Raw genomic sequence first — 15500 nt, forward strand, 5'->3', positions numbered from 1 at the left:
CGATGCAACAACGAAACATTGGTCACGCCGTTGATTTGCGTGTGATGAATAAAGAATCTCAATGATTTACAGTGTAAAAATCGTGACGGGGTATACTCTATTGTGGTTAACCACATACCCGGCTTGTTGTTGATCTAAAACAACATAATTGACAGGGATAATTGAGTGGGACGCAACGTAGTAAGATGTCTGACGGTGCTGGCGTCGCTGTGGATGCTAAGCGGCGCGGTCAGGGCGCAGACATGGAACATTGGCGTTTTGGCGATGCGCGGGGAGGTTTCTACACGTAATCACTGGCAGCCGCTGGAAACCTTGTTGAATCAGCAAATCCCCGGTGAGCAGTTTCATATTCAACCGCTGGACCTGCGGCAGATGCAGGAGGCGGTGAATCGTGGAACGGTACACTTTGTGGTCACCAATCCGGCGCAGTTTGTCCAGCTTAACAGCCGCTCGGCGCTACGCTGGCTGGCGTCGTTACGCTCCACCCGTGGTGGGAAAGCCACCAGTAACGTGATTGGCAGCGCCATTCTCGTCAGGCGCGACAGTGGGTTAACCTCCGCACACGATCTGATCGGCAAAACGGTTGGCGCCATTGATGCTCAGGCGTTTGGCGGCTATTTGCTGGGATATAAAGCGCTCAGTGATGCCGGTCTGCGCCCTGAACGTGATTTACGTCTGACGTTTACCGGATTTCCTGCCGATGCCTTACTCTATTTATTACGTGAAAAAGCCGTGCAGGCGGTGATCGTGCCGGTGTGCCTGCTGGAAAAAATGGATGAAGAAGGCCTCATCCGTAAAACCGATTTTATGACCGTGTTGAATCATCCGACTTCAATTCCCTGTTTAACCAGTACGCCGCTCTATCCGGACTGGTCATTTGCCGCACTACCTGCAGTGAGTGACGAGTTGGCCGATCGCGTGACGCGGGTACTGTTCAATGCACCGCAAAACGCGGCGTTTCGCTGGGGCGCGCCCGCCTCGACCCGTGAAGTAGAAGCGTTGTTGCGCGACGTCCGCCAGCATCCGCAGCAGCGTCAGCTGTGGCTGGATGTCAAAAGCTGGTTTATTCAACACCGACTGGCGATGGGGGGCGTGGTCATCGTATTGCTGTTGCTTACGCTCAATTACATCTGGGTGATGCTGTTGGTTCGCCGACGTGGCAGGCAGCTGGAGCGGAACAACGTGTTGTTGCACAAACAGGAACAGGCGCTGGAGACTGCCCGCCAAATGAGCGTGCTGGGGGAGATGACCTCCGGTTTTGCCCATGAGCTCAATCAGCCGTTGTCGGCTATCCGCCATTATGCCCAAGGCTGTCTGATTCGCCTGCGTGGTCAGGATGAGCAGCATCCGTTGTTGCCCGCGCTTGAGCACATAGACGCCCAGGCACAACGAGGAGCCGATACGCTGCGCAATCTCCGGCAGTGGGTCAGCCAGGCACAAGGCAATCCGGTACTCACCGATGGCTGGCAAGCCATCAACGTTCACGATGCTATCCATCACGTCTGGCAATTACTGCGCATGCCCCAGCAATTCCCGGCGGTAACGCTGCACACGCAGGTTAGCAAGGCGTTAACGTTGATGCTGCCAAGCGTTCTTCTTGAGCAGGTGCTGGCTAATCTGGTACTCAATGCCGCCCAGGCAGGCGCTACGACAGTATGGTTTAGCGCCCTGCACAAGGATGGTGGCGTGCGTATTCAGGTGCAGGATAATGCCGGAGGCATTGACGAGGCTCAGTTGTATCAGGCGTTTCAGCCGTTTATGACCACCCGCAAAGAAGGTATGGGACTAGGACTGGCCATTTGTCAGCGACTGGTACGCTACGCAAACGGAGATATTGAGATCAAAAATCAGCAGGCCCCGGACGGCAAAGCGGGGGCGAGAGTGACATTGTATTTTAAGCCAAATCAGGAAGGAGGCCGTAGTGGCGATAATTCATCTGCTGGATGACGACATTGCTGTTACCCAGGCCTGTGCGTTTTTATTGGAAAGTCTGGGATATGAAGTGTCTTGCTGGGAGCAAGGCGAGAAATTCCTCGCCGAGGCAAATTTGCACCAGGTGGGCGTACTACTGCTGGATATGCGTATGCCGGTACTGGATGGGCACGCAGTGCATGAAATCATGCGTCAGAAAGCAAGTACGCTGGCGGTGGTCTTTCTCACCGGGCACGGCGACGTGCCGATGGCGGTTGAGCAAATGAAACGTGGCGCGGTCGATTTTTTGCAAAAACCCGTGTCAGCCGTGCCGCTTCAGGCAGCATTAGAACATGCCTTGCAGGTCTCGGCAGCGGCGTTCTCGCGACAAGAGATCATCTCATGCTACCAACAACTTACGCCAAAAGAACGGGAACTGGCGCATCTGGTAGCAAAAGGGTTAATGAATCGGGAAATTGCTGATGCCATGAATATTGCCGTGCGTACGGTTGAAGTGCACCGGGCGCGGGTGATGGAAAAAATGCAGGCAGGAAGTCTTGCTGAGCTCGTTAATCGACTTCAGAGAATTCAGTAGAATGATGACATTTATTTGATTTTCATTGAATTTTGTCTAAATCCTCAGAGTGATATATGCTGTTGGTTTGAGTTAATGACGAGCGGGCAAAAATGGGAAATCAGACGAAAGACGACGAGTTGTACCGTGAAATGTGCAGAGTAGTCGGTAAAGTAGTGCTGGAAATGCGCGATCTGGGACAAGAACCTAAGCATATCGTCATTGCGGGAGTACTGAGAACCACCCTTGCTAACCAGCGCGTGAAGCGCAGTGAGTTAGAAAAACAGGCTATTGAGACCGTAATTAAAGCATTGGCCGGTTAATTCATAAAAAGAGGACCGCAGAAATTTTTTGCCGTCCTCTTATTCTCGATACGTTAATCTATCAATCTATATAATTTATCTCCGTTAATAATTGGTTGTAGAGAACTATAAATCGATATGTATTTATTTATATATCGGTGGCCGTGCAATATTATATTTGGGAGAGGGTTCACAAATATTTGTAATTTAAATGGGCTGCTATTTCACTCCATTTCTTAATGATAATAAATCTCACTCCGCATTAATTATATCCCTTCCGTTTTTTAATTGATGACGATCAAGACTATGCATGCTGAATAACCACATTATTTCTGCGCCTAACCCTAAAGGATTGGATTCATTCAGTTTAACCACCGTCATTTACGCGATCAGGTTAGGGCAAAAATTTACGTGTTGTTGGCAACATTAACCGCCCGATATGGCTTGAGCTGCGCTGGTTTAAATTAGCCTGGAGGTGTTGCTACCACAGCATTTGCGAAGAGGATGCGAAATAAATGAACCAGGTTGATCGTCCATTTTTAGATTGTGGTTTAACGCGACTAGAATTCCTGCGGATATCAGGGAAAGGACTGGCGGGATTAACGATTGCCCCCGCGCTGTTATCCCTATTTGGTTGTAAGCAGGAAGATATCGATAGTGGGACCGTGGGGCTTATCAATACGCCGAAAGGGGTTCTGGTGACCCAGCGAGCGCGCTGTACGGGCTGTCACCGCTGTGAAATATCCTGTACCAATTATAACGATGGTGCCGTAGGGACCTTCTTTTCCCGGATAAAAATCCATCGCAATTTCTTCTTTGGCGATGATGGCGTCGGGTCCGGTGGTGGGCTGTATGGCGATTTAAACTATACCGCTGATACCTGCCGTCAATGCAAAGATCCGCAGTGCATGAAGGTCTGCCCAATTGGTGCAATTACCTGGAAACAGGAAGACGGTTGTATTGCGGTGGACCACAAACGCTGTATTGGCTGTAGCGCGTGTACCACAGCCTGCCCGTGGATGATGGCGACCGTAAATACCGAAACGAAAAAGTCCTCAAAATGTGTGTTATGCGGGGAATGCGCCAATGCTTGTCCGACTGGAGCATTAAAAATTATCGAGTGGAAAGATATTACTGTTTGATAGATAACAGGCATACCTGATTCGCGCCATTAATTGCCAAAAATACTGCAGTTTTGGATAAAAAAGCTGCCTGAAGAATGGCGGGTATATCTATTAAACCTTCTTGCAAAGGAAAACATGATGGCTAATGGTTGGACAGGTAATATTTTACGGGTCAATCTCACCACGGGTAATATCACCCTTGAAGATTCCAGTAAATTTAAAAAATTTGTCGGTGGGATGGGCTTTGGTTATAAAATTATGTACGACGAAGTCCCGCCAGGCACCATGCCTTTTGATGAAGGGAATAAGCTAGTTTTTGCCACCGGACCATTAACGGGGTCTGGCGCTCCCTGTAGCTCCCGCGTCAATATCACCTCCTTATCGACGTTTACCAAAGGTAACTTAGTCGTAGATGCCCATATGGGCGGTTTCTTTGCTGCACAAATGAAATTCGCCGGTTACGACGCCATTATTATTGAAGGCAAGTCCGCATCACCGGTCTGGATCAACATCAAAGACGATAAAGTCAGCATCGAAAAAGCCGATTTCTTGTGGGGCAAGGGGACTCGCGCCACAACCGAAGAGATTTGTCGGATTACCAGCCCGGAAACCTGCGTTGCCGCTATTGGGCAGGCGGGTGAGAATCTGGTGCCACTGTCCTGCATGATCAACAGCCGCAACCACAGCGGCGGTGCCGGTACGGGTGCGGTGATGGGTTCGAAAAACCTGAAGGCCATTGCGGTAGAAGGGACTAAAGGCGTCAACATTGCCGATCGTAAAGAGATGAAGCGGCTCAATGACTACATGATGACCGAGCTTATCGGCGCCAACAACAACCACGTTGTGCCAAGCACCCCGCAGGCCTGGGCAGAATACTCTTCGCCAAACTCGCGCTGGACAGCCCGTAAGGGACTTTTCTGGGGCGCGGCAGAAGGGGGGCCAATCGAAACCGGTGAAATCCCGCCGGGCAACCAAAATACGGTGGGTTTCCGTACCTATAAATCGGTGTTCGATCTGGGTCCAGCCGCAGAAAAATACACGGTCAAAATGAGCGGCTGCCATTCATGCCCTATTCGTTGTATGTCGCAGCTCAATGTCCCGCGGGTGAAGGATTTTGGCGTGCCGAGTACCGGCGGCAACACCTGCGTGGCGAACTTTGTTCACACCACCATTTTCCCCAATGGCCCGAAAGATTTTGACGATAAAGACGATGGGCGAGTCGTAGGGAACCTGATCGGACTGAACCTGTTTGACGATTACGGTATCTGGTGTAACTACGGCCAGCTGCACCGTGACTTTACCTACTGTTATTCGAAAGGCGTCTTTAAACGCGTGCTGCCAGCCGAAGAGTACGCGGAGATCCGTTGGGATCAACTGGAGGCGGGCGATCCTAACTTTATCAAAGATTTTTACTATCGACTGGCGCATCGCGTGGGGGAACTCAGTCATCTTGCGGACGGTTCGTATGCCATTGCTGAACGCTGGGATTTGGGCGAAGAGTACTGGGGTTATGCCAAAAATAAACTGTGGTCGCCGTTTGGTTTTCCGGTCCACCATGCAAACGAAGCCTCGGCGCAGGTGGGGGCGATCACCAACTGTATGTTTAACCGTGACTGTATGGCGCACACCCATATCAATTTCATCGGTTCCGGTTTGCCGCTGAAATTACAGCGCGAAGTGGCGGGTGAGTTATTTGGGTCGCAGGACGCCTACGACGAAACCAAAAACTATACCCCAATCAATGCCGCCAAGATCAAATATGCCAAATGGACGCTGCTGAAAGTCTGCCTGCATAACGCGGTTACGCTGTGTAACTGGGTTTGGCCGATGACGGTTTCACCACTCAAGAGCCGCAACTATCGCGGAGATTTGGATCTGGAAGCGAAATTCTTCCAGGCAGTCACCGGTGATGAAACCACGCAGGCGAGTCTGGACCTGGCCGCTGAACGCATCTTTACCCTGCATCGTGCCTATACGGTCAAACTGATGCAAACCAAAGATATGCGTAATGAACACGATCTCATCTGCTCCTGGGTGTTTGATAAAGATCCGAAAATTCCGGTCTTCACCGAAGGCACCGACAAGATGGACAGGGAGGATATGCGCCAGTCACTGACGATGTTCTATCAGGAAATGGGCTGGGATCCCGAGTTGGGTTGCCCAACGCGTGAAACTCTGAATCGACTCGGACTTGAAGACGTGGCAGCCGATTTGGCTGCGCAGGATCTGTTGCCAGCGTAAGGAACGCGAGATGACTAACGTGAGCAGCGTTCAGGCACCCGTTGAGGCGCTTCCTGACGAGGTTGATAGCCAAAAGAGACACTGGCTACAGGCGTTTCACCCGCCGGTCGAGCGGGTGACTGCGCCGCAGGTTCAGGAAGCCGCCAGCCCGGAGTCGATTGTGGCAGATTTTATCCGCCAGCATTCGGCATCGGGGCACCTGGTAGCGCGCAGCGTGTTTCTGCAGCCACCTTATTCGGTCCCTGAAGCCGATCTCTCCGCGCTGCTGGATGTGCTGTGCCAGGACGCGAATAACGCGGATATCACCCGTGTGCAGGGTGCGGAAGATGTCTATTTCTACTCAACGCAAACCATGACGGCAAACTACGCCGACATGTGCGTGCAGGTGGTGGAAAACGACATCTGCCGTGCGATTGCCGAGGCGGTACGCTTCGACTGTCAAACGTATCCTCGCCCCTATAAGGTCGCCATGTTGACGCAACCGCCGTACAGCTTTGAGTCTCAGCAGATTTCAGCGGCGCTAACGGCCATGGAAACGCACCCTGATTACGCAGATATACGTACTGTGGAATCGTCAAATGCGGAGCCTTATTTGTTCAGCGAACGTTTTATGAGTTATGGCAAAGCGTACGGCCTGTGTGAATGGCTTGAGGTTGAGCAGTATCAGAACCCCTGAATTCTTCAGGTTGATGTCATGGAATGTGTGGACGACCACTGTCACAGCATTAGAGGATAACCCGATGTCCTTCACCCGACGAAAATTTGTCATTGGCATGGGGACGGTGATTTTTTTTACCGGCCCAGGTCAAAATCTGTTAGCGAGTACCAGGAGCCCTAAAGCCGTTCGTTACGTCATGATTCACGACGAATCACTGTGTAACGGATGCAATATTTGCGCTCGTGCATGCCGGAAAACCAACCATGTACCTGACCAGGGCAGCCGTTTGTCGATCGCTCATATTCCTGTAACCGATAACGACAACGAAACGCTGTATCACTACTTCCGTCAGTCCTGCCAGCATTGTGATGATGCACCTTGTATTGAGGTGTGTCCGACCGGTGCCTCCTGGCGAGATGAGAACGGTATTGTGCGAGTAGATACGTCTTGCTGTATTGGTTGCAGTTACTGTATTGGCGCGTGTCCTTATCAGGTGCGCTATCTCAACCCGCAAACCAAAGTGGCGGATAAATGCGACTTCTGCGCTGAATCTCGGCTGGCGAAAGGTTTCCCTCCGATCTGTGTTAACGCTTGCCCGGAACATGCGCTGATTTTCGGTCGTGAAGATAGCCCGGAAATTCAGACCTGGTTGCGAGAAAACAAGTATTACGAATATCAACTTGCAGGCGCCGGGAAGCCCCATCTGTATCGTCGGTTCGGTCAACATTTGATTAAAAAGGAAAATGTATGAACGCGTCGCAGAATGCCGAACAGTTTCACGCCCAGCTTGCACAGTATGTTCCACTGTTTTCACCGGACTACTGGCCTGTGTGGTTAGTCGTTGCCGGGTTAATGCTGGTGGGAATGTGGCTGGTGCTGGCGCTTCACGCCATGCTGCGCTTTCGGGCGGCGCATAAAGCGTCGGCAGGGCATGGTGAGAAGGTCTATTTATATTCGAAGGCTGTCCGCCTGTGGCACTGGTCGAATGCGCTGTTATTTCTGTTGCTTCTGGTTAGTGGCCTGGTCAATCACTTCTCTGCCGTTAGCGCACCGGTAATGAAAAGCCTGCTCACCGTTCATGAGGTCTGCGGCTTTTTGCTACTTGCCTGTTGGATTGGTTTTGTGCTGATCAACCTGATTGGCGGCAACGGACATCACTATATTATTCAACGTCAGGGCTGGATCGCTCGTGCGCAAAGACAAACTCGTTTTTACCTGTTTGGCATTATGCAGGGCGAGTCACACCCATTTCCGGCCTCACCTCGCTCTAAATTTAATCCGTTACAGCAGGCGGCCTATGTTGGCGTGATGTATGGTTTGTTGCCACTGCTACTGATCACTGGATTGTTATCGCTTTACCCGGTAGCTGTCGGCGATCTGTTCCCCGGAGTGCGTTACTGGCTGCTTCAGGCGCACTTTGCGCTGGCAATAGTCAGTCTGTTTTTCATTTTTGGGCATCTTTATCTCTGCACTACGGGGCGCACGCCGGGCGAAACCTTTAAGTGTATGGTGGATGGCTACCACCGGCATTAAGCGATGATGATTACGCGAAGTGACTTACGGGCCTGGCGTGTTGGGCCCGTCATGTATCGCTGGTTTCTACGCGCGTTTCCCGCAGGAGGAAGCTATGCCGATGTTCATCGCGCGCTCCAGCGGGAAGGGTATACCGATTGGGCAAATAGCCTGGTGGAATACGGCTGGTCAAAATGGCGGGAAGAGGCGAGTTTTGCTCAGCAGGATATTGACGCGATGGGGAATATTTCCCATGAGCAAGTCGCGGGGGAAACCAGTCGTCCGTTGGCGAGTGCGGAAGATTATGCCCGATTTAGCAGTGCGGGTGATAACGTAAAAATTGCCAGCGCCGGGTATGCTGCGCAGATCGCCTGTGCCGGTTACAGCGCACGGATTGGCAGTGTAGGCTATAACACGCATATCGGCAGTTCAGGCGATCGCGGGCGAATAGCGATTGCGGGAAACTCGGCGCGTATCAGCAGTGTGGGCGATGGAACACGTATTGCCAGTACCGGCATGCGCGTACGTATCAGTTCGCTCGGCGACCGAAATCGGATTGCCAGTAGCGGTGATTTAACCCAACTGGCCTGTTTTGGCGCAGAGGCGAAAATCGCTAACTGCGCGGACAATATCCACATTATTGCCAGCGGAGAGAACGCCGTTGTTGCCAGTACCGGTGCTGTCGACTCGATAATTCTTGGTCCCGGCGGATGTGCGGCGCTGGCTTATCACGATGGCGAAAGAATGCGTTTTGCGCTTGCCGTTGAAGGGGAAAATAACGTTCGGGCGGGCGTGAAATATCGGCTCAACGAAGACCATCAGTTCGTGGAATGTTGAGCCGAGAGGTCATTTTAGTGCGAATCGGCGCTGGGTGATTTTTTCAAGGCTAAAGCACAGCAGGTAATAAACCAGCCCGGTAAAGATAAAAATGGCTGCGGGGTAAATTTGCACCCGGCTGTTAACCTGACCGGCAACCGTCGTGAGTTCCGGCACGTTAACGATAAACGCCAGTGACGTGTCCTTCAGTAGCCCAATAAAAATCCCTGTCAGCGACGGCAGTACGTTACGCAGCACCTGCGGCAGCAAGATAAGCCACAGGGCCTGATCCGGGCGAAAACCCTGAACAACTGCCGCTTCATACTGCCCGCCAGGCAGTGCGCTAATTCCAGCATACACCGAGTGCATCACCGAGGCGGCGGTGAACCATGCCAGCGCCAGCGTCACGGTAACGGCACCGGGCAGATCGCTTCCGGTCAGCATGGGTAGCAAATACCACATCCAGAAAATCACAAAGATGAGCGGAATGCCGCGAATAAATTCCGCCCAGAAAAACAATCCGTTGCGAACCGCGCCCGGAAATCGCCAGGCGCAACAGGCAAGAACGATCCCGCCAGGCAGCGCCAGCAATGCCGCACCGATAGCCATCAGCAAAGTGAGCAGGACGCCACCGGGTTGCCCCTCAGCTACACGTCCCCACAGGAGATAGTCAAGATTGTCGGTAATGACCGAAACATTAGCGATCATGCAGTATGCTCCTGACGCTGAAGATGCGCATTCTTATCTTTGACGATTTACCCGACGCAGACTGCGGGCCAAGACGCGTAAGCAGCATACCCAGAACGATGCCGGTAAACAGATAGAGTGCGGTGCCAACGGCAAAGGCTTCCAGCGCGTGCGCGTTGTAGCTCTCAATTTGCCGTACCTGGTAGGTGAGCTCAGCAAATCCAATACCGCTGGCAAGCGAGGAAAGCTTCATCAGGTTGAGATATTGCCCAACAATCGGTTGCCAGGCGTTTGCCAGCCCCTGAGGCAGCAGAATGTAACGAAATATCGCCCAGGATGAAAACCCCTGCGCCACGGCAGCCTCGCGTTGTCCGGCAGAAACAGCCTGTAAACCCGAAGCGATCTCTTCAACCAAAAATGCCGAGGTAAATACCCCAAGCCCCCATGCTGAACAGATAAACTCCGGTGTTAACCACCAGACATCACCCGGCAAAATTGACCATGGATGATCGGCATTGATAAAGCTAATGACGTTACGGGGTAGCCAGTTCCAGGCGGCAAAATACCAGAACATCAGTTGCACCAGTAAAGGCGTGTTGCGAAACACCGAGACCCACACCCCGACCATCGCTTTAGCGAGACGATTGCCCGTCAGGCGCAGGCCGAGCAGTGAGATGGCAATGAGCGTGGCGAGCACAATACCTGCCAGCGTCACCCAGAGCGTGGTGAGAAAACCGGAAATTATCCATTGCAGGGGTTGCCCGCTCAGCACCCCCTGCCAGTCCATTGCATGCATTATGACGATGACTCCTGGTGTAACGGGTCGAGCACTTTTTTCAGGAAACGCTGGGTTCTCGGGTGCTGTGGTCGGACGAAAAAATCCTCCGGCGCGGCCACTTCCAGAATATCGCCACCATCGATGAAAACCACCCGATCGGCAATCTCGCGGGCAAAATGCATTTCGTGGGTCACGACGATCATGGTGATACCGCTGTGGGCCAAATTTTTCATTACCTGTAATACCTCGCCGATCATTTCCGGATCCAGCGCAGAAGTGGGCTCATCAAACAGAATAATTTGTGGCGACGAAGCCAGTGCGCGGGCGATGGCCACGCGCTGCTGCTGCCCACCGGACAACTGCGCGGCATAGGCGTTGGCTTTTTCCGCCAGTCCTACCTTTTCCAGTAACTCGAGTGCCCGACGATCCGCTTCCGTCTTGTTCCAGCCGTGAACATATTCCAGCGCCAGTGCGATGTTCTGCAGCGCAGTCAGGTGCGAATAGAGATTGAATTGCTGAAATACGAAACCGATACGGCTACGTAGCTGGCGTAACGCCGCCCCGCGCAACTGGCTAACCGGTTTACCATCAATGAAGATTTCGCCACCGCTGAGCGACTCAAGCTGGTTGATAAGACGAATAAGAGTGGATTTTCCTGAGCCGGAAGGCCCCAGAATGGTCACCACTTCACCGGGTTCAACCGCCAGGCTAACACCGTTAAGGACGGTATGAACGTCATACTGTTTAATCACATGGCGCAGTTCGACGCTCGCCTGGCGCAAATGGGTAAAATCCGCAGCCGAAGCTGCGGATCGATGAAAAAGGGCTGAGAGCATATTACTTGGCTTCTATTTTAAAGGCGCGGGCTTGCGGATTTTTGGTTTCAGGACCAAACCAGACATCATAAATTTTGGCTGCCTGCCCGGTAGATTCCAGCTTCAAAAGTTCATCGTTGACGGCTTTCAACAACGCTGGCTCACCTTTTTTCACCCCCACGCCGATCTCTTCTTTGCTCAGCAGGTCCGGCAGAATTTTGAAATCAGCTTTATCCGGCGCAGCGCCTAATAACCCGGCCAGAATCGTACTGTCCTGGGTAATGGCCTGAACATTGCCGTTGCGTAGCGCGGTTAACGCCAGCGGGATATCGTCGTAGGCCAACACGCGCGACTGCGGGAAGCGCTGATGCAGTGCCTGTTCACCAGTAGTGCCTTTTACCGCGCCGATTCGCGCTTTGCCGTATTCATCGAGCTTATCCGGAGATTTTGCTGGCACAAGGAACTGCTGGCCGGTAACAAAATAAGGGACGGAGAAATCTATTACCTGCGCCCGTTCAGGTGTAATCGTGATATCCGCGACGATTAAATCAGCTTTACCAGATTGTAATAACGGAATGCGGTTTGCCGGATTGGTCGCTACCAGTTCCAGTTTTACACCAAGGGATTTGGCCAGCGCTTCGGCAAAATCAACGTCGTAGCCGACAATCTTATGGGTTTTGGCATCGACGGAGCCAAACGGAGGATTCGCGTCAAATGTCGCGACTTTTACGACGCCTGCGGCTTTGATATCGGCCAGTTGGTCAGCCTGAACCTGCGAGACGGTAAGTCCTGAGGCCAGCAGCACGCCCAATGCCAGCAGTGTTTTTTTAGCGCGGTAAGTTTTCGTTGCCATCATTGTATGAAATCCCTGTAGTTTTTTGGTTTGTGCTTTTTACGCTCCCATAACTTACGGTTGGGACAAAATAAGAAAAAATTCTTATCTATATACAAAATGTTATTAGTGAAGGATGTGTTAATAGCGGGTGAAAATAATGCATGAGTGAAAGGTAAAATCGTGCATAAGCCTGGTAATAATTCGCATTTTGTTTTTGTGTGAGAGCACGCTTGAATAAGATTGAGCTGTGCTAATGTCCAGAAATGCTACTGGAATACCCTCCGGACCTGTACCATATGTCACAACAGGTCTGGAGTGGGGATAAGCATGCTGCGTGATAATTTTAACGATCTCTATTATCTCATTATCGTTGCCCGCGAGCGGAGTTTTACGCGGGCAGCGGCAAAACTTGGGGTTTCGCAATCCGCGCTAAGCCATGCGATTCGTGGGCTTGAAGAGCGGCTGGATGTACGGCTTCTGACCCGCACCACGCGCAGCGTTGCGCCGACCGAAGCCGGAGAACGGCTTATCAACAGTATCAGCCCGCGTTTTGATGACATTGAAACAGAGCTGCTGGCATTAACCGATGTCCGTCAGCGCGTGGCCGGTAACATCCGCCTGACGCTGGGCGAACATGCATTGCAATCTACCGTCTGGCCCGCGCTGGAGCCGTTTTTGCAGGCTTACCCTGATGTTAATGTGGAAATGACCATCGACAATAGTCTGACGGATATTGTGACTGGCCGCTATGACGCGGGTATTCGGCTCGGTGAGCAGGTGGCAAAAGACATGGTCGCCGTCAGAATTGGCCCGGACTGGCGTATGGTAGTGGTGGGGTCACCGGCGTATTTTGCTCGTCATGGTAAACCACTCACCCCACACGATCTGCAAAACCATAACTGCATCAACATGCGCATGCCGACGTTGGGCGGGCTATATGCCTGGGAATTTAGCAAAGGCGGACAAGATTTGCGCGTGCGGGTTGAAGGGCAGCTTATTTTTAACAATCTCCCCCCACGGATTAGCGCAGCGATGGCGGGAATGGGGCTGGCTTTTGTGCCGGAAGACACCGTCGAGCAAGCTGTTGCAGAGGGGGCATTGGAAAAAGTGTTGGAGGACTGGTGCGAACCTTTTCCTGGCTATTATTTGTACTATCCCAGCCGAAAACAACATACCGCCGCCTTTGCGCAACTGATTGAGGCCTTACGGTATACGGGCTGAAGTGGGTGGGGTTAACAGGCGATAAAAAACCGGCATTGCGCCGGTTTGGAAATCAGATTTTGCAGGCGTCGCCGCAGTCATTATCAGCAATAATTTCCTGCGCTTTCTTGTCTGCATCTTCCAGACGTTCAGCGTTACGCTCTTGCGCTTCTTCCAGTCCATCAAAGACCAGATTATCGAGATCAATTTCCATCATTCACCTGCTCAGGTTCAGCGTTTAACATCACGTTATTATATTGCAAAAATGTTGCTTAACAGCAGCGATTCTTGCTACTTAGCATCGAACGCAATCCGCTGTGCGTATTTATCCGCCAAAATAGCCTATGGTTCGCAATTGCTAAAGAATCGTTGGTTGTAAATACCGCAAAATCCTCGCTCTCTCTACCGTTTTATCTCCACTTTTTCATTAACGTGATGCGCGATCATTTTTAACAAATCTGCGACAAAATCACTATACATATAACTTAATATCTTTTATACATTAATTGTTCAACCCTGTGACTATTCCACAAAAGAGAAAGCAATATGGAACAGACACCTGATAAGAAAAATGATAATTTTCAAAAAGATGGCAAAGAACAGTTCAATCGCTCGATCGGTCTTATTTCAAACTTTGCGTTGGGTTTTACCTACCTGTCGCCGCTTACTGCCGTCTATTCGCTGTTTGCACTGGCCGTAACGCTGGCGGGGCCGCCCGCAGTATGGTGGATTTTAATCGTCGCATGTGGGCAACTTTTGGTGGCATTGGTGTTTGGTGAGGTCGCTTCCCAGTATCCGATAACCGGCGGGCTTTACCCCTGGGCCAGAAGGTTGTGGGGCAAGAAGTATGCGTGGATCGCCGCCTGGATCTATCTGTGGGCGCTGGTGGTCACCATTACGTCGATCGCGGAATATACATCAACGTTTGTTGAATCACTCTTCCACTATGGCCAGACGCCGGCCACGATGTTGGTGACTTCTGTCCTGCTGCTGCTGTTGATGATGGCCGTTAATATGTCCGGGACTAAAAATCTGGCCCGGGTGGCGAAAATTGGTTTCTGGTGTGAAATTGTCAGCGTGATCGCGCTGGGGATTTATCTGCTGATTTTCCACCGTTCGCAGCCGTTCTCTGTGATTTTTGACTCGATGGGCGTGCTGGCTCATGACGGCAGCTACTCCACCGCATTTATGTCTGCTGCGCTGATGGGGCTGTTTATGTTCTTTGGCTTTGAGGCCTGCGGTAACGTTGCGGAAGAGGTGCAGAATCCGAGTAAAAAGATCCCGGTGGCGATGATTTTAAGCATCGTATTCGGCGCGATTTCCGCCATTATTTCTGTTATGGGTTATTTGCTGGCTTCACCGAATCTGGTCAGCATCGTGAATGGCAAAACGTCCGATCCGATCCCGGCAATCCTTAATGAAGCTCTGGGCGAAACTGGCGCGACTGTCTTTATCGTCGTCGCAATTATCGCTATGTTGTCGTGCATTTTGTCTCTGCAGGCTGCGTTAAGTCGTCTTATCTTTTCTTTCTCCCGCGACAGAATGCTGCCGGGAAGTGAATGGATGGCCAAAATCTCTAAAAATGGTGTTCCGGATAATGCCATGGTCGTCAGTTGCCTGCTGCCAGTGATCATCTGCGTTTGGGTTTATTTCCAGCCAGATAACCTGTCGCGTATCACCGCATTTGCTGTTATCGGGATTTACATCTCGTTCCAGATGGTTGTGCTGGCCGCGCTGCGTCAGCGTCTGAAAGGCTGGAAACCGGCGGGGGAGTGGACCATTGGCGGTTGGGGCGTAATCGTGAATGTGCTGGCGTTAGCTTACGGATTGTGCGGGATCTGGTTACTGGCGCAACCGGCAGACAGCAGCGACTTCATCGACCGTTGGACGGTCCTGTTCGGCCTGGCGATTGTTGTTGGCTCGGGGCTTATTTATATGTTCCTGACCCGTCCGTTTGGTCGTTCAGCGGCGCCGGAAAACGACGCCATTGCCTACGCCAATAAGCTCAATATGGGGCAGGATAACTAAAAACTAAGGGCCTTCGGGC

General features: G+C 51.8%; 16 protein-coding genes. 11 read left to right on the forward strand and 5 right to left on the reverse strand.

Annotation, left to right across the window (positions count from 1 at the left end):
- The first annotated feature begins 213 nt into the window (after positions 1–213).
- The 9 genes from ttrS to ydhT all read left to right on the forward strand — a co-directional run bounded on the left by ttrS (position 214) and on the right by ydhT (position 9159).
- Complete coding sequence (gene ttrS, locus ACHHZ7_RS21480; protein ID WP_123969800.1) at positions 214–1947, forward strand: tetrathionate respiration histidine kinase TtrS; 1734 nt, start codon at positions 214–216, stop codon at positions 1945–1947.
- Positions 1922–2506 carry a tetrathionate respiration response regulator TtrR gene (gene ttrR, locus ACHHZ7_RS21485; RefSeq protein WP_000974596.1) on the forward strand — a complete coding sequence of 195 codons (585 nt, stop codon included), beginning with the start codon at positions 1922–1924 and terminating at the stop codon, positions 2504–2506. Before ttrS ends, ttrR begins: the two co-directional genes overlap by 26 nt.
- Before the next feature lie 92 nt (positions 2507–2598).
- Positions 2599–2808 carry a fumarate hydratase FumD gene (gene fumD / locus ACHHZ7_RS21490; RefSeq protein ID WP_003029345.1) on the forward strand — a complete coding sequence of 70 codons (210 nt, stop codon included), beginning with the start codon at positions 2599–2601 and terminating at the stop codon, positions 2806–2808.
- Positions 2809–3302: 494 nt separating this feature from the next.
- Positions 3303–3929 (forward strand): ferredoxin-like protein, encoded by a 627-nt coding sequence (locus ACHHZ7_RS21495; RefSeq protein WP_016152920.1) that lies wholly within the window; start codon positions 3303–3305, stop codon positions 3927–3929.
- 120 nt (positions 3930–4049) lie between these two features.
- A complete protein-coding gene (locus tag ACHHZ7_RS21500; RefSeq protein WP_003832676.1) occupies positions 4050–6152 on the forward strand; it encodes an aldehyde ferredoxin oxidoreductase in 2103 nt (700 codons plus the stop codon).
- Between the two features lie 10 nt (positions 6153–6162).
- A complete protein-coding gene (locus ACHHZ7_RS21505) occupies positions 6163–6828 on the forward strand; it encodes a YdhW family putative oxidoreductase system protein (RefSeq protein WP_060682282.1) in 666 nt (221 codons plus the stop codon).
- Positions 6829–6892: 64 nt separating this feature from the next.
- Positions 6893–7561, forward strand: a complete 669-nt coding sequence (locus ACHHZ7_RS21510; RefSeq protein ID WP_020996435.1) for a 4Fe-4S dicluster domain-containing protein — start codon at positions 6893–6895, stop codon at positions 7559–7561.
- Positions 7558–8343, forward strand: coding sequence for a thiosulfate reductase cytochrome B subunit (gene phsC, locus ACHHZ7_RS21515; protein WP_048235471.1), 786 nt, complete (start codon positions 7558–7560; stop codon positions 8341–8343). Before ACHHZ7_RS21510 ends, phsC begins: the two co-directional genes overlap by 4 nt.
- Positions 8344–8346: 3 nt before the next feature.
- Positions 8347–9159 (forward strand): protein YdhT, encoded by an 813-nt coding sequence (gene ydhT / locus ACHHZ7_RS21520; RefSeq protein WP_060682281.1) that lies wholly within the window; start codon positions 8347–8349, stop codon positions 9157–9159.
- A 9-nt stretch (positions 9160–9168) separates the two neighbouring features.
- Here ydhT and ACHHZ7_RS21525 read toward each other — a convergent pair whose 3' ends face one another.
- The 4 genes from ACHHZ7_RS21525 to ACHHZ7_RS21540 are packed head-to-tail and all read right to left on the reverse strand — an operon-like array spanning position 9169 to position 12274.
- A complete protein-coding gene (locus ACHHZ7_RS21525) occupies positions 9169–9846 on the reverse strand; it encodes an amino acid ABC transporter permease (RefSeq protein WP_060682280.1) in 678 nt (225 codons plus the stop codon).
- A complete protein-coding gene (locus ACHHZ7_RS21530; RefSeq protein ID WP_057067614.1) occupies positions 9836–10621 on the reverse strand; it encodes an amino acid ABC transporter permease in 786 nt (261 codons plus the stop codon). The genes ACHHZ7_RS21525 and ACHHZ7_RS21530 overlap by 11 nt, the downstream gene beginning before the upstream one ends.
- Positions 10621–11439, reverse strand: coding sequence for an amino acid ABC transporter ATP-binding protein (locus tag ACHHZ7_RS21535; RefSeq protein ID WP_060682279.1), 819 nt, complete (start codon positions 11437–11439; stop codon positions 10621–10623). Before ACHHZ7_RS21535 ends, ACHHZ7_RS21530 begins: the two co-directional genes overlap by 1 nt.
- A gap of 1 nt (position 11440) precedes the next feature.
- On the reverse strand, positions 11441–12274 hold the full coding sequence (locus ACHHZ7_RS21540) for an ABC transporter substrate-binding protein (protein ID WP_060682278.1): 834 nt from the start codon (positions 12272–12274) through the stop codon (positions 11441–11443).
- A 306-nt stretch (positions 12275–12580) separates the two neighbouring features.
- On the opposite strand from ACHHZ7_RS21540, the gene ACHHZ7_RS21545 reads away from it, so the two are divergent.
- A complete protein-coding gene (locus tag ACHHZ7_RS21545; protein ID WP_060682277.1) occupies positions 12581–13474 on the forward strand; it encodes a LysR family transcriptional regulator in 894 nt (297 codons plus the stop codon).
- 52 nt (positions 13475–13526) lie between these two features.
- Here the strand turns inward: ACHHZ7_RS21545 and ACHHZ7_RS21550 are convergent, their stop codons facing one another.
- Positions 13527–13667, reverse strand: coding sequence for a hypothetical protein (locus tag ACHHZ7_RS21550; RefSeq protein ID WP_003832695.1), 141 nt, complete (start codon positions 13665–13667; stop codon positions 13527–13529).
- Positions 13668–13999: 332 nt separating this feature from the next.
- On the opposite strand from ACHHZ7_RS21550, the gene ACHHZ7_RS21555 reads away from it, so the two are divergent.
- Entirely contained in the window at positions 14000–15481 is a 1482-nt protein-coding gene (locus ACHHZ7_RS21555; protein ID WP_003832697.1) for an APC family permease, read from the forward strand.
- The last annotated feature ends 19 nt before the right edge of the window (positions 15482–15500 follow it).

The organism is Citrobacter freundii complex sp. 2024EL-00216 (genome assembly GCF_043945515.1).
GTDB lineage: Bacteria > Pseudomonadota > Gammaproteobacteria > Enterobacterales > Enterobacteriaceae > Citrobacter > Citrobacter portucalensis.

Coding starts and splice junctions, on each gene's coding strand:
- ttrS (WP_123969800.1), top strand. CDS start 214: ATGCTAAGCGGCGCGGTCAGGGCGCAGACATGGAACATTGGCGTTTTG.
- fumD (WP_003029345.1), top strand. CDS start 2,599: ATGGGAAATCAGACGAAAGACGACGAGTTGTACCGTGAAATGTGCAGA.
- ACHHZ7_RS21495 (WP_016152920.1), top strand. CDS start 3,303: ATGAACCAGGTTGATCGTCCATTTTTAGATTGTGGTTTAACGCGACTA.
- ACHHZ7_RS21500 (WP_003832676.1), top strand. CDS start 4,050: ATGGCTAATGGTTGGACAGGTAATATTTTACGGGTCAATCTCACCACG.
- ACHHZ7_RS21505 (WP_060682282.1), top strand. CDS start 6,163: ATGACTAACGTGAGCAGCGTTCAGGCACCCGTTGAGGCGCTTCCTGAC.
- ACHHZ7_RS21510 (WP_020996435.1), top strand. CDS start 6,893: ATGTCCTTCACCCGACGAAAATTTGTCATTGGCATGGGGACGGTGATT.
- phsC (WP_048235471.1), top strand. CDS start 7,558: ATGAACGCGTCGCAGAATGCCGAACAGTTTCACGCCCAGCTTGCACAG.
- ydhT (WP_060682281.1), top strand. CDS start 8,347: ATGATGATTACGCGAAGTGACTTACGGGCCTGGCGTGTTGGGCCCGTC.
- ACHHZ7_RS21525 (WP_060682280.1), bottom strand. CDS start 9,846: ATGATCGCTAATGTTTCGGTCATTACCGACAATCTTGACTATCTCCTG.
- ACHHZ7_RS21530 (WP_057067614.1), bottom strand. CDS start 10,621: ATGCATGCAATGGACTGGCAGGGGGTGCTGAGCGGGCAACCCCTGCAA.
- ACHHZ7_RS21535 (WP_060682279.1), bottom strand. CDS start 11,439: ATGCTCTCAGCCCTTTTTCATCGATCCGCAGCTTCGGCTGCGGATTTT.
- ACHHZ7_RS21540 (WP_060682278.1), bottom strand. CDS start 12,274: ATGATGGCAACGAAAACTTACCGCGCTAAAAAAACACTGCTGGCATTG.
- ACHHZ7_RS21545 (WP_060682277.1), top strand. CDS start 12,581: ATGCTGCGTGATAATTTTAACGATCTCTATTATCTCATTATCGTTGCC.
- ACHHZ7_RS21550 (WP_003832695.1), bottom strand. CDS start 13,667: ATGGAAATTGATCTCGATAATCTGGTCTTTGATGGACTGGAAGAAGCG.
- ACHHZ7_RS21555 (WP_003832697.1), top strand. CDS start 14,000: ATGGAACAGACACCTGATAAGAAAAATGATAATTTTCAAAAAGATGGC.